The organism is Aeromonas sp. FDAARGOS 1416 (genome assembly GCF_019048085.1).
Lineage (GTDB): Bacteria > Pseudomonadota > Gammaproteobacteria > Enterobacterales > Aeromonadaceae > Aeromonas > Aeromonas veronii.
The window spans coordinates 617,434-640,554 of sequence record NZ_CP077301.1 but is presented as its reverse complement, the minus strand read 5'-3'; the positions used below and the strand labels follow the sequence as shown (position 1 = coordinate 640,554).

Below are 23,121 nucleotides of genomic sequence, written 5' to 3'. Positions count from 1 at the left end.
TCACGGGATCAGGCGGTATGGGACTGGCGCACCTTATCCACTCCCCGAGCTGGCGCCTTGGTCAGCACCCTGGCCAGCCCTCTGTCAAACAGCAAGATCCCGGCCACCATGGCCGCTATAAACAACATTATCATGGGCTGCCCGCTGGAAATGAGACTCAGAGCAGGCCCCGGGCAGATACCCACCAATCCCCAGCCGATACCGAACAGCGCCGCCCCGCCGATCAGCCTGCGCTCCAGCCGAGGGGCTGGTACGGCGGCGATGGGCTCCCCCAGCACACTCTGGCGACGGGGTTTCACCAGCAAGAAGTAACCCGGCATAAAGACCAGCAGGGCGCCTCCCATCACGAAGGCGAGGCTGGGATCCCAGGCGCCAGCCAGATCGAGAAAACCGGTGACCCGAGCGGGATCCACCATGCCGGAGATGGCCATCCCCAGTCCGAACAACACACCCGCAAACAAACTTGTCAGCAACTTCATGGCGATCAGCCCCTTACAGCAGATGATGAGTGACGAAGACGGTGATAAAGCCTGCCGCCATAAAGGTCAGGGTGGCGACGATGGAGCGCAGGGAGAGCCGCCCCATGCCACAGATGCCGTGGCCGCTGGTGCAGCCATTGCCAAGACGGGTACCGACCCCGACCAGCAGACCGGCCAGTAGCACAACGGGCCAGCCGGGCAGCGTGGTGAATGCAGGCATGGTGGCCCAGCCCAGGGTCAGCGCCAACCAGGCACCCGCCCCGAGCCCCAGCAGAAACAGCACCCGCCACGGCGCACGGTGTTGCAGCGCACCGGCCAGAATACCGCTGATCCCGGCCACCCGGCCGTTGAACAACATCAGGAGCAGGGCCGACAGCCCCGCCAGCATGCCACCGCCCAAAGAGAGCAGCCATTGGCTTTCCATCATCAAGATTCCTTATTTTCTGAGTGACAAAAATGGGTTTGCAGCGCGCCCAACACATCGGCGGCCGCCTCGCTCACCAGCGAGTAGTAGATCTGCTGGGAGACCTTGCGCGAACGGATCAGGCCGTAGCGCTTCAATACCGAAAGTTGCTGGGAGAAGGCCGACTGCCCGAGTTGGCTATGGGCCAGCAGCTCCCCGACCCCCTTCTCCCCCTCCACCAGCTGGCAGAGCACCATCAGGCGTTCGGGATGAGCCAACGCCTTGAGCAGGGAGGCGGCGGCTGTCGCATGTCTGTTCATCTCGTCGAATTGGCTCATAAGAGTAAATTAGCAATTGCTGATATTTGTTCTATTGTATAAAACAACACTAAATTAGCAATATCTAAAGTAGATAAGGAGAAGGACCATGACAGTAGATAACGGAGTCAGAATCGTCGCGGGTTGCATGTTGCTGCTCTCGCTGATCCTTACCAGCTGGGTTCATCCGGGCTTTGTCTGGTTGAGTGCCTTTGTCGGGGTCAACCTGATCCAGAGCGCATTCACCGGTTTCTGCCCGGCAGCGATGATCCTCAAACGGATAGGATTTAAATAACAGGGTCGGATGACCTAGGCTCATATGAGCGTGTAATAAACGCAGGAGGCTGAACATGGCAACGGTAATCGTCATCGGCGCGGGTCTGGGGGGCATGTCTGCCGCCTACGAACTCAAGGCTGAACTGGGCAAGCAGCATGAGGTGATCCTCATTAATGACAAGCCGGACTTTGAATTTACCCCCTCCAACCCCTGGATTGCCGTCCAGTGGCGGGAGCGCAAGGAGACCTCGATCCCCATCGAACCCCATGTGAAGAAAAAGGGGATCCGCTTTATCCATGCCGCCCTGACCGAGCTGCAACCGGCGGCGCAGCAGCTCACCCTCTCCGATGGCCAGACCCTGCGTTACGACTTTCTGGCGATCTGCACCGGCCCGGCCCTCGCCTTTGACGAGGTGACGGGGGCTGGCCCCGAATCCGGTGGCACCACCAGCGTCTGTACCCTCTCCCACGCCGAAGAGTGCCGCCACAGTGTCAGTGCCCTGGTCGATGAGCCCGGCCCTGTGATTGTCGGCGCCATGCCGGGCGCCTCCTGCTTCGGTCCCGCCTACGAGTATGCGTTCATCCTCGATCGCCACCTGCGCGACAAGAAGGTGAGGAAAAATGTGCCCATGACCTTTGTCACCAGCGAGCCCTACATCGGCCATCTGGGTCTCAACGGCGTGGGCGACTCCAAGGGAATGCTGGAGAGCGAACTGCGGATGCGCGACGTGCAGTGGATCTGCAATGCCCGCACCGTGGCGGCGCAAGATGGCCAGATGACGGTGGAGGAGCTGGACGATGAGGGCAACATCAAGCGCACCCACACTCTGCCCTACAAACACGCCATGATGCTGCCCGCCTTTGTCGGCATTGCGCCGCTGCGGGGTATCGAGGGGCTGGTCAATCCCCGCGGCTTTGTCATCGTCGACGAACACCAGCGCAACCCCGCCTTCCCGCAGATTTACGCCGCCGGGGTCTGCATCGCCATTGCACCTCCACACAAGACGCCGGTACCAACCGGGGTGCCCAAGACCGGCTATATGATTGAGGCGATGGTGCGCACCCTGAGCCACAACATCAAGGCGGAGCTCAGCGGCCAGCCGCCGGTGACCAAGGCAGTGTGGAATGCCATCTGTCTGGCAGACATAGGGGACACCGGCGCCGCTTTCGTCGCCATGCCGCAGATCCCGCCGCGCAACGTCGCCTGGTTCAAGAAAGGAAAGTGGGTCCATCTGGCCAAGATCGCCTTCGAGAAATACTTCCTGCACAAGATGCAGGTGGGCGATACCGAGCCCATCTACGAGAAACTGATGCTCAAATACCTTGGCATCGACAAGACCGAATGACCCCGCAGACTCGGCCCTCGCCGGGTCTGCTTTTGGCGGCCCTGCGCGGCAAAAACGGGGCTTTCGATTATGTTTCAAGATGTTGCTGCGGGCAGCGCGGGGTTTACCCTGCCTGCCGCCTCGGCTATCATTCGAGCCTCTTATCAATAGCGGAGACCATCAGTGGGCAACTCATCAAGTGACAGTTGTAGACCGACCCTCATCGTCGGTACCAAGGTCGCGAGCTAGCCGCAGGTCTTTCTCTGCCGCCACTCGCAACCCTGCGAGAAGCGGAAATCCACTCCCCTCTTCTCTTTATTTCACACTTGACGTCAGGTGATCTGGCTTTGCCATGGCACCTTGCCTGCATAGTTTCTGCTTCCCACAAGGAGGCTGCTATGCGTTTTATCTCAATCAAACCGGCTGCGGATCGCGCGGTCGCAACAGGTTCTGTTGCTACCCGGGCCCACCCCCTGTTGAGCCGGCTCGGCAGTGGCATGTTGCTACGCTGGCTGGTCGGCAAACAGCGTCAACACCACTACCGGCTGCAGATCCGCTGCGAGGATCGCGCCGATATGGAGCAGGTGCTGGATCTGGTGAACCACACCCTGCAACCGGCCGGGCTGCAACCGATGCAATCGATGAAGCCGGGTCGCGGCGGCGGGCGAGAGCTGGTGCTCAACCTGCAGTGCACCCCGCCCCAGCGACGCTATCTGGTGCAGTTCGTTCATCAGGTCGGAGTAGCACATCCGGTGCGCTGGCAACTGCGCCCACGCATCGACTGCGATCCCAAGCTCAACTGACCGCACACCTGCGTTAACCACTGTGCAGGGGGCCAGCCACGCTGGCCCCCCCTTGTTGCGTCCTCTCCGAGCGTCAGGGCATCTGATGATGCTCGCGCCCCGGGACGCCGCGTTTTGTTTGTCTGCTGGCCATCCGCGCAATCATCCCCTGATCCATCCGCCTCCCGGCGTTTCATCGTGGATTGCACCAAGCCAGCGCTTATCAGAAGGAGTACGCCATGAAGATGTGGCAACAAATTGACATGATCTCCCTGCTCGACACCCTGGCCAGCCTGCTGCTCGCCTTTGTGCTCGGCAGTCTGGTCGGGCTGGAGCGCCAGTACCGCCAGCGTACCGCGGGTCTTCGCACCAACGTGCTGGTCGCCGTAGGGGCCGCCCTGTTCGTCAGTCTGGCCCAGCGTATCTATGACCTGCACGGCGGCAACTACAACGTGGTCCATGTGGTGGCCTATATCGTCTCCGGCATCGGCTTTCTCGGCGCCGGCGTCATCATGCGTGAATCGGGCAATATCCGCGGCATCAACACCGCCGCCACCCTCTGGGGCGTAGCTGCGGTCGGCGCCGCCTGTGGCGCAGGGCTCGCCATGGAGGCAATTCTGGGCGCCCTGTTCGTGCTGGCCGCCAACACCCTACTGCGACCGCTGGTCAACCAGATCAACCGTCGCCCAGTGGACAACACCGACACCGAAGTGACCTACAAGGTGACGGCCCTGACCCAGCGCGAGCATCAAAAAGAGGTGCTGCACTGGCTCGAGGAGATGCTGGAGCAGGCCAACTACCCCCTGAGCGAGCTCGATATCGAGCCGTTTGGCGCAGGGGATCTGGAGATCTCTGCTGTGCTGCTGGCTACCTCCATCGATGGCGACGAGCTGGATGCCCTGATGGTGAAACTCGGCATCCACCCCCATATCAAGCAGGTGTTCTGGCGCACCAGTACCACCGATTGAGCCGTTGGTCAGAGGAACGAACCATCCGCCCGCAGCAAAAAGCCCCGCCAGCAATGGCGGGGCTTTCTCATATGGGATGGGGAAGAGTGGCTAGCGGCGACTGCGCCAGCGCACCCTGGGGGTGATCACCTGGGCAGTCTGCGCCGGGGGATTGCCCGCAATCAGTTGCTGCATCAGCTCGAAAGCGGCGAGGGCCAGCGCCGGACAATCCTGCGCCACCGAGTCGATGCGCATGGGAATGCAGTCGAGCAGGTCGTGATCATCGAAGGTACACAGCCGCATCCCTGTCTCCATCAACCCCGCCTCGTTGAGGTAGCGCAGCACCCCTTCCAGCAGGGTAAAAGAGGCAGTAAAGAGCCCCCTGGGAGGCGCTCCCAGCTCAGCCACCAGCTCAGCCATCAGCTGATAACCGGAGCTCGGCTGGTAGTCGCGATGGCGCACCCGGGCGGCATCGGCTTCAAAACCGGCGCGATGAAGCCCCAGCTCATAGCCCGCCAGCCGGTGACGGCTGGGGGAGAGATCCAGCAAACCGCCGAAGTAGTAGATCTCCTCGCCGCACTCGCTGGCCATGTCCCGCACCAACTCGGCGGTCGCCTTGCAGGCATCGGAGATCACCATGGGCAGGCGCGACTCGCCGATATGGCGGTCGAGCTGCACCACCGGCAGGCGGTCGTGGATGCGGGCATAGATGTCATCGCTGTGGCCGCTGGAGGCGACAATCAGCCCATCCACCTGACGGCTGATGAGGTTGTCCACCACCCGCTGCTCGAGGGCGGGATCATCCTCGGAGCAGGCGATCAGCAGCTGGATGCCCGCCTCCCGGCAGTGCGCCTCGAGGGCGCGGGCGATGCGGGCAAAACCGAAGTTGGTGAGATCGGGGATAACCAACCCCCAGGTGTAGCTGCGGGTCTCGCGCAGGGAGCGGGCATGAAAGCTCGGCAGGTAGTGACACTCCTCCGCCACCGCCTGAATGCGCTTGCAGGTATCGTCGGCAATCCGGTACTCCGCACTCTTCCCGTTGAGCACCAGACTGGCGGTCGCCTTGGACACCCCCGCCAGTTCGGCGATCTGGGCAATCGTGATCCGTTTCTTCTTCTCCACCTGGCCTCCCGGCTGACTAGAACCGGGCTATTGTACTAGGCACGCCGACAGCGGCCAGTGATTGAGGCAAATTTTGCAGCCATCATCGCCGTTACCTGATGAAAGTTGCGGCTTGTCCCCAGGGAAGTAGCGCGCCGACAGGCTGTGTCGCCCCTCATCGATGAAACACTCCAGACTGGAGCGATCGCACAGCACGGTGATCCGCCCGCCAGCCCATGGGCTGCTGCGGGTCTCCCACGCTCCGCTCTGCCAGTTCTGGCGCCGCAAGGTGAGGCGCCCCGGGTGCCACACCAGCTCGGCCACGGCACCGAACCAGAGGCTCCCCTCACCGCAGAGATCCAGATCGAGCCAGGCCGAGTCGATGGCCAGCCCCGGAAATTCGCCAAGCGTCCCCTCGAAACGGGTCAACTCTCCCTTCAATGCCGCGAGCTCGGCCACCGGCCGCTGGCAGAGCCACTCATCCTGCCAGAACAGCTCCCGCGGGCAGCTCATCTGGTGGAGCCAGCCGTGAGCGATCGTAGGCTGGCTCATCTCGTTCTCCTCCGGCAGCCCCAGCCAACCGAACAAGAGGCGGCGCCCCTGACTGTCTCGGGTGGTTTGCGGCGCATAGAACTCGAAGCCCCGATCCAGCTCGTGAAAAGCTCCGTGCTCGAAGCGCTCGCCGTCGAAGTTGCCCGCCAGCCAGCCGCACTGGTAGAGGTTGCGATAATCCTCGCCTGCCGGGGCAATCCCCTGCGGGCAGCTGATCAACACATGGCGCTCCCCCAGCGGGAAGAGATCCGGGCACTCCCACATATAGCCAAACTCACCCAGCCCCCCTCGCCCGCTACCGGCGATGGGGCCCACCCGCTGCCAGCTTTGCAGGGTGTCGCCGCGATAGAGCAGCACTTCGCCCTTGTCATCCAGGGTGCGGGCCCCCAGCACCATCAGCCACTGCTGGCCGTCATGCCACACCTTGGGGTCGCGCACGTGGCCGCTGTAGCCTTCGGGCAGATCCAGCACAGGCCCCAGCTTGGCAAAACTACCCTCACCGTCGGCGCGGGCCAGACACTGATAGGCGGTGCGACTGCCATCCGAGTATTTGACATTGCCGGTGTAGATAAGGGTCAGGCGCCCCTGCTCGTCGCTCACCGCCGAGCCCGAATAGCAGCCGTGGCTCTCATAGGCTTCGGTGGGCAACAGCGCCACCGGCTCGTGCTGCCAATGCAGCAGATCGGTGGAGGTGACATGGCCCCAGCCCTTGTTGCGGTGCTCGCAGCCCAGCGGATTCCACTGGTAGAAAAGGTGGTAGCGCCCGTCGTGCTCGATAAAGCCGTTGGGATCGTTAAGCAGCCCCACCGGGGCTGCCAGATGCCAGCGGGGCCGATGGGGATCGGCCGCCGCCTTGAGCTGTCCGGCCAGCAACGACCGGACAATCTGGTTGAGAAGATCGCTTTCCTTCATCACTCCACCTTGTACTTGAGCAGGTAGGAAACGGCGAAGGCGGCACCAAAGGCGATCACCAGCCCGATGATGTAGTGAATAAGGCTCATGGGCTGGACGATGGCCATGCCGGGAATACCGGTCAGCCCTACCGCCGTCATCCCCACCTTGGCCGCCACCACGTAGGCGCCGCCGCAGGCCCCGCCAAACAGACCGGCGAGGAAGGGTTTGATGTAGCGCAGGTTGACGCCAAAGATGGCCGCTTCCGTGATACCCAGCAGGCAGGACATGGCAGCCGGCACGGTAATGGCCTTGATCTTCACATCACGAGTCTTGAAGTAGACCGCGAGGCAAGCCCCACCCTGTGCCACGTTGGCCATGGCCCAGATGGGCAGCAGGAAGTTGACGCCAATTTGCGGATTGGCCAGCAGCCCCGCCTCGATGGCGTGGAAGCTGTGATGGATGCCGGTGATGACGATAAGCGAGTAAGTGCCGCCAAACACCAGCCCCGCCAACCAGCCCGCCTGCTCATAGAGGGCACTCAGACCGAACGAGATGCCATCCCCCAGCACCCGACCCGCCGGGCCGATAAAGAGCAGCGCCACGAAACCGGTGATGATGACGGTGAGGAACGGCGTGAGGATCAGATCCAGCGCATCCGGAATGCGCTTGCGCAGCTGTTTCTCCAGATGGGACATAAACCAGACTGCCAAGAGCACCGGGAAGACGGTGCCCTGATAGCCGATCATCGCTACATCCAGCCCGAAAAAGTCCATGGTCTTGAAGCCACCGGCCACGCCCCAGGCGTTGGTTAGCGCCGGGTGGGTGAGAATGCCGCCAAGGGTCGCCCCGAGGTACGGATTGCCGCCAAACTCCCGCGCCGCCGTAAAGCCGATGAGGATCGGCAATATGATAAAGGCCGCCGAGCTGAACATGTCGAGCATCACAAACAGAGCGCTGTCGGCATTGGCCCAGCCGTAGGTGCGCACCATGCCGAGCAGCCCCATCAGCAGGCCCGAGGCGACGATGGCCGGAATGATCGGCACGAAGATGTTGGAGAGGGTTCGCGCCAACCGTTGGGCCACGTTGAGCTTGGCCGCCGCCATGTCGGTCAGCTCCGCCTTGCTGGCGGTGCCGGTACCGGTCAGCGCCACAAACTCCGCATAGACCTTGTTGACCAGACCGGTGCCGAAGATCACCTGAATTTGGCCCGCGTTGCTAAAGCACCCCTTGACCCCCTCCAGCTTGTCGATGGCGGCCTTGTTTACCTTGCTGTCATCGGCCAGCACCAACCGCAGCCGGGTGGCGCAGTGGGCAGCGCTGACGATATTCTCCTTGCCCCCGAGCAGGGGCACCAGATCCTTGGCTATCGCACTGATATTCATATTCTTCCTCTTATGACCCGCCACGCTGGCGGGCCCTTGTCACATGAGAGTAGGGGCTGTCGAACCGGGCTTCTAGCCGCAGATCAACAGCCGCTTGCGCTTGATCGCAAAAAGGCATCCAGTTCGGAGCGGGTCGGCAGCGCCGTCATCGCCCCCTTGGCGGTGGTGGCGAGCGCCCCGCAGCCGTGGGCCTGAGCCAGGATGGCGGGTAGCTCGGCCAGAGTCGGCAGCAACGAGCGCCCGGCCAGCGCCACCAGCAGACCGGCGACGAAGGCATCCCCCGCCCCCGTGGTGTCGATGGGCGTCACTTTCTGCCCCACCCACTCCAGCAGCTCGCCACCCAAACGGGCCACCACACCGGCCGCCCCCCGGGTCACCAGCACCAGCGCCGGGCCAGAGAGAGTTGCAAGCCCGGCGACCAGATCGTCCTCACCGCTCAGCAGTTGCAGCTCCTCAATGGAGAGCTTGACCACATCCGCCTGCGCAATGGCATGACGCACCAACGGCAGCATCTCGGCGGGGTTGCCCCACACCTCGGGGCGCAGGTTGGGGTCGAAGCAAACCCGCCCGCCTGCCGTCTTGATGGCCGCCATGGCCTGCAGGCAGCTGGTGCGCACCGGCTCGTTGGCGAGCGCGATGGAGCAGGTGAGCAACCACTGACCGGCATCGAAGTGGGGCAAATCATCCGGGGTGAGGAACTGGTCGGCACTGGGGCGCACCATAAAGGTGAAGCTGCGCTCCCCCTCGTCATCCAGTGCCACCAGCACGGTAGAGGTGCGATGGTCTGGATCGAGCCGCAGCGCACCGATATCCACCCCCTCCCCGCTCAGGGTCTCGGCCATAAAGCGGCCGAACGGATCGGCACCGACCCGGCCGATAAAGGCCGCATCGCCGCCCAGCCGTGCCACGCCAACCGCCACATTGGCGGGTGCGCCACCCGGACACTTGAGGTAGTGCAACGCCCCTTCCGGGATCAAGTCCACCACCGCATCCCCCATTACCCACACACGATTCGTCACCTTGCTACTCCACTGCTGCATCGGATCGACTGTCAAACCCGAACTCTGTTCTGTTGGTCGGCATTATCAGCTAAACCGTTTTAGCAAACCAACAGATCTCGGTACCAGCTGCCATTTTTGTGATCGGGATAACGAACTAGAACCAGGTTTCCATCTGGACGCCAAAGTTCCACTCGCCACCGGCGGTGAAGTTGCTCTGGCCCATGGCATCGTCGCTGGCGTAGTTGTCGAGCTCGGAGGACCAGTCCATCCAGCTGGCGAACACCCGCAGTTCGGGCCGCTCGAAGAATCCGGCGGTCTGCGCCTTGAAGGTGGGGGCGAAAGTGAGCTTGGTGAAGTTGCCGTTCACCGCCTGGCGTCCCTTGTAGCCCTTGGGATCAAGGTCCATGTACTGCCAAGCCGCCTCGTAGACCAGCTCGACGTTCTGGCTCAGCACCTGCGCCACCCGGGTATTGAAGGTAAGCCAGCGGTACTCGTCCCCTTTCACGTAGCGATCCTGACTCTGCTCGGCCAGCAGGGCCGGGGCAAAACGCCAGCGCGAGTTGAGATCGGTGGCGCCAAACACGGCGACCCGCACCGCATCGGCGTCCGGCAACAGCTCGCTGTCAGAGCCCAGCCCCTTGACCTCGGCCCCCAGCCCATGACCATACAACACCGCCGCCTTGGCAAAACCGGGGTTGATGCCGAAGAAGCTCTCGCCATGGTAGGCCAGCAGGGTGTGTGCCCCCTTGTCCGCCGCCTCGCTGCCCGCCCCCTTGTCATTGATGCGGGCGTCATTGTCCTTGGCCGAGAGGCCGTTTACCATCCACTGCCAGTTGCCGACGCGGTTGTTCATAGTGAGGATGTAGCTCTCGATATCGGAGAGACCGCTGGCGCTGATGTCGCCGTAATCGCGGCCATAGAGGGAGAAGTTGGCCTTCCAGCTGTCGGCCAGCTGCACGTCGTAGACGCCGCCGCCGGTACCGGCCAGGAACACCACGTCGGAATCGAGCCAGTGGATGTCGAAGTTGTCGCGGTCAAAGCGCTTGCCCGCCCACAGCACCGCATTCTTGAAGGGGCCGTCGAAGCTCGCCAGATTGCCGATCTCGGCAAACACCTGACGGGTATTGAGGCTCGAATCGCTGGCGGTCCAGTCGTTGCTGGTCTCCACCCCGTCAGCCAGCATCAGCTTGTAGCGGGCCCAGCTGCCATCCTCGAAGGTCTGGGTTTTCAGCAGGTTGGCCTCCATGTAGGTGTCATCCTCGTTGCCAAGGCGACCGACAGCCCCGCCCACCGAACCGGCTGGCGTGATGTAGGGGCCGCCGCGCCCACCGTTGCCATTGCTGTTTACCAACAGGCCCGAGCGAGCGTAACCGTGAAACTCGAAGCCCTGGGCACCAGCGGTCTTCTCATCCACCTTCTGGCTGCGGTTGTTGGCCACCTGCGCCTGTTCGCTCGCCGCGCTCGCCTTCACTTCCGCCTGACTGGCACGGCTCTCTGCCGCCTCGGCTCTCGCTTCAGCCGCCTGTACCCGCGCCTCCAGCGCCGCCAGTCTGGCTTCGACACTCTCACCTGCGACACTCGCCTGCGCCGCCCACAGCGGGCTGCTCATCCCCAGTCCCAGCGCTACCGCCAGCGCCAACTTGCTCTTGAACATCATCATCTTCCTCACCTGTCATCTGTGGCCCGGACGGGCGCTGTTGTTATCGACAGCCAGAGCATAGCTAAACCAGTTTAGCTAACTCAATACGACAACTAAACCGTTTCAGCAACAGTGTGAGCGGGATAACATTTGTACAGCAGGAATTGGCGGGAGTTGTGAGGAGGATCCCTCATCAGGATCCACTCAATAGGGCGGATCCTGGCGAAATACGGGCAAAAAAGAGCCGGCACAAGGCCGGCTCTGTTTATTCGGGTCGCTGAAATCAGCTGGTCAGATCGTCGAAGAAGCGTTTCACCCCTTCGAAGAAGCCTTCCGATTTCGGCTTGTGGGTCTTGGCAGCGGCACCGCTAAACGATTCGTCCAGCTGGCGCAGCAGCTCTTTCTGCTGCTCGGTGAGGTTGACCGGAGTCTCGATCACCACCTTGCACATCAGATCCCCTACCTGGCCGGAGCGTACTGACTTCACGCCCTTGCCGCGCATGCGGAACATCTTGCCGGTCTGGGTCTCCGGAGTGACCTTGAGCTTGACGCGACCATCCAGGGTCGGCACTTCAATCTCGCCACCGAGGGCGGCTGCGGTGAAGCTGATGGGCACTTCGCAGTAGAGGTTGTTGCCGTCACGCACGAAGATCTCGTGCTCTTTGACGTGTACCTGTACGTAGAGATCACCTGCCGGAGCCCCCGCTTCCCCCGCTTCCCCTTCACCGGAGAGACGGATGCGATCGCCGGTATCGACGCCCGCCGGGATTTTCACCGACAGGGTCTTGGTACGCTGGTAGCGACCTTCACCGTGACACTTGCGGCACGGATCCTTGATGATCTTGCCGCGACCGTGACAGTGCGGGCACGCCTGCTGCACCGCGAAGAAGCCCTGACGCATCTGCACCTGGCCGGAGCCGTGGCAGGTCGGGCAGGTCTGGGCACTGCTGCCGGTGTGGGCACCGGAGCCGTTACAGACTTCACAGTGAACCAGGGTCGGCACCTTGATCTCCTTGGAGACCCCGCGTACCGCCTCTTCCAGCGTCAGCTCCATGGTGTAACGCAGGTCGGAGCCACGGGCCGGGCCACGACGGGCACCACCACGGCCACCGCCGAAGATGTCACCGAATACGTCACCAAACATGTCGGCGAAGTCGGCACCGCCGCCAAAGCCACCGTGGCCACCACCACCCTGGCTCGGGTCGACACCGGCATGGCCGTACTGGTCGTAACGGGCACGCAGGTTGGCATCGGTCAGGACCTCGTAGGCTTCCTTGACCTCTTTGAACTTCTCTTCGGATGCGGCATCACCCTGGTTACGATCCGGGTGATACTTCATGGCCAGGCGCTTGTACGCCTTCTTGATCTCGCGATCGTCGGCATCTTTCGCCACACCCAGTACTTCGTAGAAATCGCGCTTCGACATACTCATCCTGTGGTTACGCAGACGGGCGTTGGTTACCCAACGCCCGTGAATTCATTGACCAAGCCGATGGGCGAAGCGGACTCCGCCCATCTGGGTAGGGCTTACTTCTTGTCGTCTTTCACTTCTTCGAACTCGGCGTCGACTACGTCGTCGTCAGCCTTGGCAGAAGAGGAGGACTGACCGGCATCAGCACCGGCTGCACCCTGGGCCTGAGCCTGCTGCTGGGCAATCTCCATCAGCTTCTGGGACGCTTCCAGCAGAGCCTGCTGTTTGGCTTCGATAGCAGCCTTGTCGTCACCCTTGATGGCCGCTTCCAGCTCGCTCAGAGCGGCTTCGATCTTGGCCTTGTCGTCGGCAGGCAGGGCTTCACCGGCTTCGGTGATCTGCTTGCGTACGGAGTGGACCAGACCATCAGCCTGGTTGCGAGCCTGTACCAGCTCTTCAAACTTCTTGTCCTCGGCTGCGTTGGCTTCGGCTTCGCGTACCATGCGCTCGATCTCGTCATCAGACAGACCAGAGGAGGCCTGGATGGTGATCTTCTGCTCTTTGTTGGTCTCTTTGTCTTTCGCAGAGACGTGCAGGATACCGTTGGCATCGATGTCGAAGGTCACTTCGATCTGCGGCAGACCACGCGGTGCCGGACGGATGCCTTCCAGGTTGAACTGGCCGAGAGACTTGTTGTCACTGGCGCGCTTGCGCTCACCCTGCAGCACGTGAATGGTCACGGCAGACTGGTTGTCTTCGGCAGTGGAGAACACCTGGGACTTCTTGGTCGGAATGGTGGTGTTCTTCTCGATCAGCGCAGTCATCACGCTACCCATGGTTTCGATACCCAGGGAGAGCGGGGTAACGTCCAGCAGCAGAACGTCGGTCTTGTCACCGGACAGTACGGCGCCCTGGATGGCAGCACCCATGGCCACTGCTTCGTCCGGGTTGACGTCTTTACGCGGCTCTTTGCCAAAGAACTCGGCAACGGTCTTCTGAACCAGCGGCATACGGGTCTGACCACCAACCAGAATCACGTCGTCGATCTCGCCAACTGCCAGACCGGAGTCTTTCAGGGCGACACGAACCGGCTCCAGAGAGTCCTTCACCATGTCTTCCACCAGGGATTCCAGCTTGGCGCGGGTTACCTTGATGTTCATGTGCTTCGGACCGGTGGCATCGGCAGTGATGTACGGCAGGTTGACGTCGGTCTGCTGGGCAGAAGAGAGCTCGATCTTGGCTTTCTCGGCGGCATCTTTCAGACGCTGCAGAGCCAGCTGGTCGTTGCGCAGGTCGATGCCCTGCTCACGCTTGAACTCGTCTACCAGATAGTTGATGACGCGGTTGTCGAAGTCTTCACCACCCAGGTGGGTGTTACCGTTGGTCGCCAGTACTTCGAAGGTGGTTTCGCCTTCCACTTCGTCGATCTCGATGATGGAGATATCGAAAGTACCGCCACCCAGGTCATATACGGCAACCTTGCGCTCGCCCTTGACCTTGTTCACGCCGTAAGCGAAAGCAGCAGCTGTCGGCTCGTTGATGATGCGTTTTACATCCAGACCGGCGATGCGACCGGCATCCTTGGTAGCCTGACGCTGGGCGTCGTTGAAGTAGGCCGGAACAGTGATAACGGCTTCGGTTACCGGCTCACCCAGATAGTCTTCGGCGGTCTTTTTCATCTTTTTCAGCACTTCAGCAGAGATCTGCGGCGGTGCCATTTTCTTGCCCTTCACTTCAACCCAGGCGTCGCCGTTGTCAGCTTTGGCTATGGCGTACGGCATGATTTTCAGGTCACGCTGCACTTCTTCATCTTCAAAACGACGACCGATCAGACGCTTGATGGCGAACAGGGTGTTTTTCGGGTTGGTGATGGCCTGACGCTTGGCCGGCTGACCAACCAGGATCTCGCCATCATCGGCATAGGCAATGATGGACGGAGTAGTACGATCGCCTTCTGCGTTCTCGATCACGCGAGCAGTGTCGCCATCCAGAATAGCGACGCAGGAGTTGGTAGTACCCAGGTCAATACCGATGATTTTACCCATTTGACGAATCTCCAAATACTTTGAATAAACTGGCGAGGAACTCGCCTTAATGCGTTAACGGCTAGGTGGGGGCTGCCAATCTGGCTTTCAAGCTCCCGGCATCAAATTTTTTGTGCCGCCGCGGCCTTGCTACCTATATGGGGTCGCCAGACGCAGCTTCAAGCCCCAACCCTAAAAAACCACACCCTTTGTCATGGTTGCGCGGTCACGTTGAGCCGTAAAACCGGGCAAGATGAGCAGGTGCTGCACTGCGAAACAAAAAGCCCGCCACAGGGCGGGCTCGGGCACCCACAGCCAATCAGTCGACCGCTTTGGCGATCATCACCATGGCAGGACGGATCACCCGACCGTTGAGGTCATAGCCCTTCTGCATCACTGCAATGACGGTGTTCGGGGCCACATCGGCACTCGGTACCATGCTCATCGCCTGATGGGCGTTGGGGTCAAACGGCTGGTTGATCGGGTCGAGCGCTACCAGACCAAACTTGGCCACGCCGCTCTGCATGGATTTCAGGGTCAGCTCGACACCTTCGATCATTGGCTTGAGGGCTTCGTTCTCCTTGTCGGCCAGTTCGATGGCACGCTCAAGGTTGTCCAGCACCGGCAACAGTTCATTGGCGAACTTCTCCAGCGCGAATTTGTGCGCCTTCTCCACATCCAGCTCGGTACGACGGCGCAGGTTCTCCATCTCGGCGGCGGTACGCAGGGCGCGTTCACGCTCTTCCGCCGCTTTTTGGATGGCGGTTTCCAGCTGCGCTTCCAGTTCGGCAATGCGGGCCTGCTCGGCTGTCACTTCACTGTCTACATCGGTCGGCTCGACTGGCTGGGCTTCCACTTGCTCCATCGCTTCAACCTTTTGCTCTTCGTGGTTCATGACATCTCCAATTCCGGGGTTACTTATGAGGGCCCTGACGTCTGGTTGAGCGACCGGACGACAACAGACCGACTATGCTGGCGCTATTATGGGGATGCATCCCCGGCTTTCAAGGGGTAAAGGACAATCAGGGTTGCTGAATAGCCGCAACCGTCGGTTTATCCGGGTTACCGCTCACCGTTTAACCAGTAGCCTCAAGGGGATAGCCGGCCCCGTCACACGGGAGAGCGTCACAAGCGGAGCAAAGCACTGTATACTGGCCCGCAATACCCATCCCAGATCTGACTGACTATGGATTCTCCGTTCAAAACCATCGCCCTGATTGGCAAACCCCACCATGAGGGGGCCAACCAGACGCTGACCGGCCTGCATCAATACCTGACCGCCCGCGGCTTTCGGGTACTGGTGGAGAGCCGGGTCGCCCAGACCCTGAGCATCCTCGATGAAAACGTGATGGATCTGGTGCAACTGGGCCAGCAGGCCGATCTCGCCATCGTGGTCGGCGGCGACGGCAACATGCTGGGGGCGGCGCGGGTGCTGTCACGCTTCGATGTAGCAGTGATCGGGGTCAACCGGGGTAACCTCGGCTTTCTGACCGATCTCTCGCCGCAGGATTACCTGCTGCCACTGGAGCAGGTGCTCTCCGGCCACTACAAGAGCGAACACCGCTTCCTGCTGGAAGCCTCGGTCTATCGCCACGGCGAGCGCAAGTCGAGCAATCTGGCGGTCAACGAGGCGGTACTGCACCCGGGCAAGATTGCCCATATGATCGAGTTCGAGGTCTATATCGATGGCAGCTTTATGTATAGCCAGCGCTCGGATGGCATCATTGTCGCCACACCGACGGGCTCGACCGCCTACTCCCTGTCGGCGGGCGGCGCCATCCTCACCCCCAAGCTCAATGCCATCACGCTGGTGCCCATGTTCCCGCATACCCTGAGCAGTCGCCCCATTGTACTCGATGCCGACAGCGAAGTGCGGCTGCTGGTCTCGCCGGACAATCAGGACGATGCCATGCAGGTGAGTTGTGACGGTCAGGTGACGCTTGCTGTCCACCCGGGGGACGAGATCCTCATCAAGAAGAGCCACCATCAGCTTCATCTGGTGCATCCGCTCGACTACAGCTACTTCCACGTGCTGCGCAACAAGCTCGGCTGGGGCAGCAAGCTGTTTTAATCGGCGCAGACCGACAACGGTATTGCCACAGAGGGCGCCTGAATTGGCGCCCTTCTCTTTTCTTTTGTGGCAACGTCCCCTGCACTCTCCTATCAGTACCGCGCGCCAATAGTCAGCACAGCATTCTCATAGCTATACCGCACTGGCGCGGCTTTCCTTTGTTAAAAATAACGGAGCCCTCTTTACTGTATATAAGACCAGTATATACTGGATACATACACAGTAATGTTGACCTATACAGGATGAGACCATGCTGACCCAGCTGACCGTCAACAACTTCGCCATCGTCAAGTTTCTCGAACTCGATCTGCAACCGGGCATGACCTGCATCACAGGTGAGACCGGCGCCGGTAAATCCATCGCCATCGACGCTCTCGGTCTCTGCCTTGGAGAGCGGGCCGAAGCGGGCATGGTGCGACCCGATAGCGACAAAAGCGAGGTCAGCGCCCGCTTCCTGCTGGACAACAACCCGGCCGCCCGCGCCTGGCTCGCCACCAACGAGCTGGAAAACGAAGGTGAGTGTATCGTCCGGCGAGTCATCTCAGCCGAGGGGCGTTCACGCAGCTATATCAACGGCGTGCCCGTCCCCCTCACCCAGCTCAAGAATCTGGGCCAGCTGCTGGTCAACGTACACGGTCAGCATGCCCACCAGATGCTGCTCAAACCCGACTACCAGCTCGCTCTGCTCGACGGTTATGCCGGTCACCATCTGCTGCTCGACGAGGTGCGCCAGCACTATCAGCAGTGGCGCCAACTGCAAAACGAGCTGAACCGGCTCAAGGCCGAGCAGCAGCAGCGGGAGGCCCGTCGCCAACTGATCGAGTATCAGGTGCAGGAGCTGGACGAATTCGCCCTGCAGCCGGGGGAGTTTGAAGAGATAGAGGAGGAGCACCAGCGTCTCGCCAACGGCACCGAGCTGATGCAGGAGTGCGGCGCTTGCCTCGATCTGCTCTATGACAACGAAGAGACCACTATCGCAGGGCTGCTGCAATCGGCCGTCGATCGGGCCGAGGGGCTGGTCAGCATGGACAGCCGCCTCAACCCGGTACTGGAGATGCTGAATGAAGCGCTGATCGGGGTGCAGGAGAGCCACAGCGAACTTCGCAGCTACCTCGATCGGCTGGAGCTGGATCCCGAGCGTTTTAACGAGCTGGAGGCCCGCCTCTCCAAGGCGATCAATCTGGCCCGCAAGCACCATGTCAAACCGGCAGATCTGGCCCAGCACCATCAGGAGCTGGCCTCTGATCTTGCTCGCCTCAACTCCGATGAAGAACGGTTAGAGGGGATGGAAGATGAGCTGGCCGAGGCCCGTCAGGCTTTTGTCCAGGCCGCCGAAGCCCTGAGTCAGAGCCGTCAGCGTTACGCCCAGGAGCTGGGCGCCAAGGTGACCAGCAGCATGCACGAACTGGCGATGCCCGATGGCCGCTTTGCCATCGAAGTGCGCCCCGATGCCCAGAGCAGCCTGTCACCACTGGGTATCGATCGGGTCGAATTTATGGTCACCACCAACCCGGGTCAGCCCATCCAGCCGCTTGGCAAGGTTGCATCGGGTGGCGAGCTGTCGCGTATCAGCCTTGCCATCGTGGTGATCAGTGCTCGTAAGGTCTCCACCCCGACCCTGATTTTCGACGAAGTGGATGTGGGGATCAGCGGCCCGACTGCCGCCGTGGTGGGTCGCCTGCTGCGCCAGCTCGGCGAGTCCACTCAGGTGATGGTGGTCACTCACTTGCCTCAGGTGGCAGGCAACGGCCACCAGCATATGGTGGTGAGCAAGCATACCGATGGCAAAACCACCGAAACCCAAATGAGTGCCCTTGATGAGACCGCCCGTCTCAACGAGCTGGCACGCCTGCTCGGTGGCGACCAGATCACCGACAACACCTTGGCCAATGCCCGCGAGCTGCTGCGTCGATGAATCAGGTGATAAAGCCAATTTGCAGCGATGGCGACTGATAGCGCTGACCGAACATGCTGACTGCGCAGGCACAGGCGAGAGCTATGGCCTGCGCAGCCAGTAATAGCCAATAGCCAATAGCCAATAGCCAATAGCCAATAGCCAATAGCCAATAGCCAACTGTGATAACTGAACTCGCGTCAGGATTACCGACCCAGATCAATAAAATGGCGAGTTAGGCGAAGCTGGCAGCAACATGGGCGTGGATCCGGTTGCCTTCATGTGGCGGATTTCGCATAGTGTTGCCCCCCTTTATGGGTATCCAATTGTGAGGCTTTGTCTATGATCCACGTTTTTGGTCACAAGAATCCTGATAGCGACAGTATCTGCAGTGCGCTGGTTATCACCGACTGGCTCAATGGCCAGGGCCGTCAGGCCACCCCATGGCGTCTGGGTGACCTGCGCACTGAAACCCGTTTTATTCTGGAGCAGGCTGGCGTCAGCGAACCCGAGTTGCTGACCAAAGATCTGACCGGTGAAGATGTCTGGCTGGTGGATTTCAGTGATCTGGAGCAGGGCCCCGCTACCCTCTCCCAGGCCAATGTACTGGGACTGGTGGATCACCACCGTCTCGGTACCCTGGTCACCCAGTCTCCGCTGGATGCGTGGATCCGGGCCGTCGGCTGTACCTGCACCATCGCCTTCGATCTGCTGAGCCAGCAAGGTACCGTGACCCGCAGCCAGGCTCGCCTGATGCTGGGTGCCATCATGAGCGACACCCTCTGTCTCACCTCACCGACCACCACCGAGCAGGACAAGATCGCTTGTGAGCGTCTGGCACCGCTGGCAGAAGTATCGCTGGCCGAATTCGGCCAACAGTTGCTGATGGCGAAAACCGACCTGAGCGGCCTGACTCCGGCTCAACTGCTGCAGCAGGATGAGAAAGCGTTCCAGGCGGAAGGTTGCAGCTTCATCATGAGCCAGATCGAAGTGGGCAGCGAACAGCAGCTGGCCGAGCACCTGCCAGCCCTGCAGCAGGAGATGGCCCAGCGCGTGGCGAGCGAAGGGCTCGACTTCTTCGTGTTGATGGTGACTGACCTGACTGCGGCTGCCAGCCGTATCTACTTTACCGAGCACGCCAAAGTACCGGCCGAGTCCAGCTACCACCCGGGCTTTGTCAGCCGCAAGAAGCAGGGTCTGCCCTGGGTGATGGATCTGCTGGCCAAGGCCTGATCCTCCCTCGCCATCACCTATTCCAAAGCCCTGCCTCTGCGCAGGGCTTTTTCATCGCCACCGCCAGCCGCACTCCCCATCCTTTTGCTGATCATCTTGCTCACCACTGCGGTCTCTCGCTTACTCCTTTCACGGCTTATTGACAGTTAACGCCATAACTTTGCTTACATATTTGCGGCTGTTATTTATCAGGGCTTTGCTGCAGGATATTCGCCGCGCACAACCTTTTCCGTTTCCATTCAGGTGATCGATGAACATAACCCCCAAGCAGAGAACACTGGCCATCACCATGCTGATCGCCGTGGTGCTCCTCGGCTGGCTGCTCTGGCCCAGTCAACCACCCAAGGCGATGCTGACCGCTCAAGTGACCCGCGAGGATATTGCCCAAACTGTACTGGCCAGTGGTGTGCTGCAGGCCGTGGAGCAGGTGGATGTGGGGGCCCAGGTCTCCGGTCAGGTTACCAAGCTGGCCGTCGAGGCTGGTGATCAGGTCAAGCAGGGAGACCTGCTGGCCGAGATCGATCCCCTGATTGCCCAGAACAACCTCAAGACGGCCGAGGCGGAGCTTGCCAGCAACCGCGCCCAGCTCAAGATCAAGCAGGCACAACTCAAACAGAACGAGCTCGCCTGGCGGCGCCAGCAACAGATGTTCAAGCAGGAGGCGAGCTCACGGGCCGATCTGGAGAGTGCCGAGGCACTGCTGGCTGTCACCCGCGCCGAACTGCAAAACAGCCAGGCCAATATCGACAACGCCCTGATCAAGGTTGATCGGGCCAAGACCGAGCTGGGCTACACCAAGATCCTGGCGCCGATGGATGGCACCGTCATCAGCATTGTGACCCGTCAGGGCCAGACCCTGGCTGCCAGCCAGACGGTGCCGACCGTACTCAAGCTGGCTAACCTCGAGACCATGACGGTCAAGGCGCAGATCTCCGAAGCCGATGTCACCAAGGTCAAAGCCGGCATGCCGGTCTATTTCACCCTGATTGGCGATCCGGACACCCGCTATCAGGGTACGCTTCGCGCCGTGGAGTTAGCGCCTACCAACATCAACGATCAGGCTACCACAGGCACCACCACCAACAATGCGGCCGTTTACTACTACGCCCTGTTCGATGTGCCCAATCCCGACCATACCTTGCGGGTTGCAATGACCACCCAGGTGACCATAGTGCTCGGCGAGCGCAAGCAGGTGCTCACTGTGCCGCAAACCGCTCTCGGCAAGTCGCTGGGTGACAACGAGTATGAAGTCACCGTGATCAAGGACGATGAAACAACCGACACCCGCCATATCAAGACAGGTATGAAGGATGAGATCCGCATTGAGGTGATCAGCGGGCTGAGTGAGAAGGAGGAGGTACAGCTCAATCACGGAGCCCCCGCCGACAATGATGAGATGGCGGTGATGCTATGAGTGAGCCCCTGAACCAGCTGCCGTTGATCCAGCTGAAAGGGGTCGAGCGACGCTACCAGAGCGGCGACAGCGAAGTCACCGTGCTCCACCCTCTTGACCTCACCATCACGGCAGGAGAGATGATCGCCATTGTCGGCGCGTCCGGCTCCGGCAAGTCGACCCTGATGAACCTGTTGGGTTGTCTCGATAGCCCAAGCAGCGGCCAGTATCTGTTTCGCGGTCAGGACACCGCCACCATGGATGTGTTGGCGCTGGCCCGGCTGCGCTGCCACCACTTCGGTTTTATCTTTCAACGCTACCACCTGCTGCCCCACCTCGATGCCGCCGCCAACGTGGAGATCCCAGCCGTCTATGCCGGCACCAGTCGCCCGGATCGCCAGGCACGTGCACGTCAGCTGCTGGGCAGACTGGGTCTGGCCGATCGCAGCCACCATACCCCGGGTCAGCTCTCCGGCGGTCAACAGCAGCGGGTCAGTATCGCCCGGGCGCTGGCCAATGGTGGCGAAGTGATCCTCGCCGATGAACCGACCGGCGCACTGGATAGCCAGAGCGGCAAGGAGGTGATGGCGATCCTCAAGGAGCTGCACGCTCAGGGCCATACCATCATTCTGGTCACCCACGATATGAACGTGGCCAGCCATGCCGACCGTATCATCACTCTCAAAGATGGTCAGATTGAACAAGATAGCGGCCCCTGCCAAACGGCCGTGTTGGCTCCAACCACCGCCACAACCACAGCCCCTCAAAAAATAGTGCCCACTAAAGGTGCCATGGGCCACGACTGGGATCGCTATCGGGAAGCGGGACGGATGGCGATCCATGCCATGCTCGCCCACCGGATGCGCACCTTCCTCACCATGCTCGGCATCATCATCGGCATCGCCGCCGTGGTGAGCGTGGTCGCTCTTGGTCAGGGGGCGCGCGCCAAGGTGATCGACCAGATCAATGCGATGGGCACCAACACCATCGAGATCTTCCCGGGTAAAGGATGGGGCGATGAGAAGATGGCCAGCATCCAGACCCTCAACAAGGGGGACCTCGATGCCCTGTTGGGGCAACCCTATCTTGCGGGCGCCAGCCCCGAGATCGGCAGCTCAGGGCAGTTGCGCTACCGCAACAAGACCAACAGCGGCAACGTGACCGGGGTCGGTAACGACTATTTCAAGGTGAAAGGGATGACGCTGGTCAGTGGTCGCTTACTGGAGTGGCAAGATATCCAGCAGCGTGCCGCCGTCGCCGTGGTGGACAAGAAGAGCATCACCAGCCTGCTTGGCAAGGAGGATCCTGTAGGCAAGGTAGTACTGGTCGGCACCTTGCCGGTGCGGATTGTCGGTGTAGTTTCGCAGGAGACCGGCTTCGGCCCCACCAGCCAGTCGGTCAATATCTGGCTGCCCTACAGCGCGGTGATGAGTCGTCTCATCTCGCAGCACCACTTCAGCCAGATCACCATCCGGGTCAAGGACGGGGTACAACCGGCACTGGCCGAGCAGGCGGTGATCGAGCTGATCACCAAGCGCCACGGGGTGAAGGATTTCTTCACCTTCAGCAGCGACAGCATCATCAAATCGGTGGAGAAAACCACCGCCACCATGACCCTGATGGTCTCGGCCATCGCAGTGATCTCGCTGATCGTCGGCGGAGTGGGCGTGATGAACATCATGCTGGTGTCGGTGGTGGAGCGTACCCGCGAGATCGGCATTCGCATGGCCGTGGGCGCCCGCCAGTCAGATATTTTGCAGCAATTCCTGATTGAGGCTGTGATGGTGAGCCTGCTGGGGGGGATATTTGGCGTTGGCCTCTCGCTAGGCATTGGCGCGCTCTTTTCACTGCTGGTGGACTCCATCAAGATGCAGTTCTCGCTCTTCTCCATCCTGATGGCCTTTGGCTGCTCGTCACTCATCGGGATCCTGTTTGGTTACCTGCCGGCACGCAATGCGGCGCGGCTCGACCCTGTTGTTGCACTGGCGAGGGAATAA

20 protein-coding genes are annotated in these 23,121 nt (G+C 61.0%); 9 read left to right on the top strand and 11 right to left on the bottom strand.

From position 1 onward, the window contains the following. Nucleotides 1-8: 8 nt before the first annotated feature. The 3 genes from I6L46_RS02930 to I6L46_RS02920 are packed head-to-tail and all read right to left on the bottom strand — an operon-like array spanning nt 9 to nt 1,220. Nucleotides 9-479: a YeeE/YedE family protein gene (locus I6L46_RS02930; RefSeq protein ID WP_179214454.1), complete on the bottom strand. Its 471-nt coding sequence runs from the start codon at nt 477-479 to the stop codon at nt 9-11. Nucleotides 480-492: 13 nt separating this feature from the next. Then, nucleotides 493-906, bottom strand: coding sequence for a YeeE/YedE family protein (locus I6L46_RS02925; RefSeq protein WP_216977353.1), 414 nt, complete (start codon nt 904-906; stop codon nt 493-495). Next, on the bottom strand, nt 906-1,220 hold the full coding sequence (locus I6L46_RS02920) for a helix-turn-helix transcriptional regulator (RefSeq protein ID WP_005338008.1): 315 nt from the start codon (nt 1,218-1,220) through the stop codon (nt 906-908). Before I6L46_RS02920 ends, I6L46_RS02925 begins: the two co-directional genes overlap by 1 nt. An 88-nt stretch (nt 1,221-1,308) precedes the next feature. On the opposite strand from I6L46_RS02920, the gene I6L46_RS02915 reads away from it, so the two are divergent. The 4 genes from I6L46_RS02915 (at nt 1,309) to I6L46_RS02900 (ending at nt 4,550) form a co-directional block, all read left to right on the top strand. Beyond that, entirely contained in the window at nt 1,309-1,494 is a 186-nt protein-coding gene (locus I6L46_RS02915) for a DUF2892 domain-containing protein (protein ID WP_100654141.1), read from the top strand. 55 nt (nt 1,495-1,549) lie between these two features. Continuing rightward, on the top strand, nt 1,550-2,821 hold the full coding sequence (locus tag I6L46_RS02910) for an NAD(P)/FAD-dependent oxidoreductase (protein WP_216977352.1): 1,272 nt from the start codon (nt 1,550-1,552) through the stop codon (nt 2,819-2,821). 377 nt (nt 2,822-3,198) lie between these two features. Then, complete coding sequence (locus I6L46_RS02905; protein ID WP_216977351.1) at nt 3,199-3,603, top strand: hypothetical protein; 405 nt, start codon at nt 3,199-3,201, stop codon at nt 3,601-3,603. A 218-nt stretch (nt 3,604-3,821) separates the two neighbouring features. Then, complete coding sequence (locus tag I6L46_RS02900; RefSeq protein ID WP_123173429.1) at nt 3,822-4,550, top strand: MgtC/SapB family protein; 729 nt, start codon at nt 3,822-3,824, stop codon at nt 4,548-4,550. 90 nt (nt 4,551-4,640) lie between these two features. On the opposite strand, the gene I6L46_RS02895 is transcribed toward I6L46_RS02900, so the two are convergent. The 8 genes from I6L46_RS02895 to grpE all read right to left on the bottom strand — a co-directional run bounded on the left by I6L46_RS02895 (nt 4,641) and on the right by grpE (nt 15,428). Further along, on the bottom strand, nt 4,641-5,651 hold the full coding sequence (locus tag I6L46_RS02895) for a LacI family DNA-binding transcriptional regulator (protein WP_216977350.1): 1,011 nt from the start codon (nt 5,649-5,651) through the stop codon (nt 4,641-4,643). A gap of 27 nt (nt 5,652-5,678) precedes the next feature. Continuing rightward, nucleotides 5,679-7,094: a sucrose-6-phosphate hydrolase gene (locus tag I6L46_RS02890; protein WP_216977349.1), complete on the bottom strand. Its 1,416-nt coding sequence runs from the start codon at nt 7,092-7,094 to the stop codon at nt 5,679-5,681. Next, entirely contained in the window at nt 7,094-8,458 is a 1,365-nt protein-coding gene (locus tag I6L46_RS02885) for a sucrose-specific PTS transporter subunit IIBC (RefSeq protein WP_216977348.1), read from the bottom strand. The genes I6L46_RS02890 and I6L46_RS02885 overlap by 1 nt, the downstream gene beginning before the upstream one ends. Before the next feature lie 83 nt (nt 8,459-8,541). Then, entirely contained in the window at nt 8,542-9,498 is a 957-nt protein-coding gene (locus I6L46_RS02880) for an aminoimidazole riboside kinase (protein ID WP_216977999.1), read from the bottom strand. Between the two features lie 115 nt (nt 9,499-9,613). Continuing rightward, on the bottom strand, nt 9,614-11,119 hold the full coding sequence (locus tag I6L46_RS02875; protein WP_216977347.1) for a carbohydrate porin: 1,506 nt from the start codon (nt 11,117-11,119) through the stop codon (nt 9,614-9,616). A gap of 262 nt (nt 11,120-11,381) precedes the next feature. Next, complete coding sequence (gene dnaJ, locus I6L46_RS02870; protein WP_005338032.1) at nt 11,382-12,524, bottom strand: molecular chaperone DnaJ; 1,143 nt, start codon at nt 12,522-12,524, stop codon at nt 11,382-11,384. 101 nt (nt 12,525-12,625) lie between these two features. Continuing rightward, a complete protein-coding gene (gene dnaK / locus I6L46_RS02865; protein ID WP_216977346.1) occupies nt 12,626-14,554 on the bottom strand; it encodes a molecular chaperone DnaK in 1,929 nt (642 codons plus the stop codon). 298 nt (nt 14,555-14,852) lie between these two features. Then, complete coding sequence (gene grpE / locus I6L46_RS02860; protein ID WP_005338036.1) at nt 14,853-15,428, bottom strand: nucleotide exchange factor GrpE; 576 nt, start codon at nt 15,426-15,428, stop codon at nt 14,853-14,855. Between the two features lie 291 nt (nt 15,429-15,719). Between grpE and nadK the strand changes: the two genes are divergently transcribed. The 5 genes from nadK (at nt 15,720) to I6L46_RS02835 (ending at nt 23,121) form a co-directional block, all read left to right on the top strand. Further along, nucleotides 15,720-16,604, top strand: a complete 885-nt coding sequence (nadK, locus tag I6L46_RS02855; RefSeq protein ID WP_005338038.1) for an NAD(+) kinase — start codon at nt 15,720-15,722, stop codon at nt 16,602-16,604. 250 nt (nt 16,605-16,854) lie between these two features. Further along, nucleotides 16,855-18,519 (top strand): DNA repair protein RecN, encoded by a 1,665-nt coding sequence (recN, locus tag I6L46_RS02850; protein WP_216977345.1) that lies wholly within the window; start codon nt 16,855-16,857, stop codon nt 18,517-18,519. 321 nt (nt 18,520-18,840) lie between these two features. Further along, entirely contained in the window at nt 18,841-19,731 is an 891-nt protein-coding gene (locus I6L46_RS02845) for a manganese-dependent inorganic pyrophosphatase (RefSeq protein WP_216977344.1), read from the top strand. Between the two features lie 250 nt (nt 19,732-19,981). Further along, nucleotides 19,982-21,145: a macrolide transporter subunit MacA gene (gene macA, locus I6L46_RS02840; protein WP_216977343.1), complete on the top strand. Its 1,164-nt coding sequence runs from the start codon at nt 19,982-19,984 to the stop codon at nt 21,143-21,145. Continuing rightward, nucleotides 21,142-23,121 carry a MacB family efflux pump subunit gene (locus I6L46_RS02835; protein ID WP_216977342.1) on the top strand — a complete coding sequence of 660 codons (1,980 nt, stop codon included), beginning with the start codon at nt 21,142-21,144 and terminating at the stop codon, nt 23,119-23,121. Before macA ends, I6L46_RS02835 begins: the two co-directional genes overlap by 4 nt.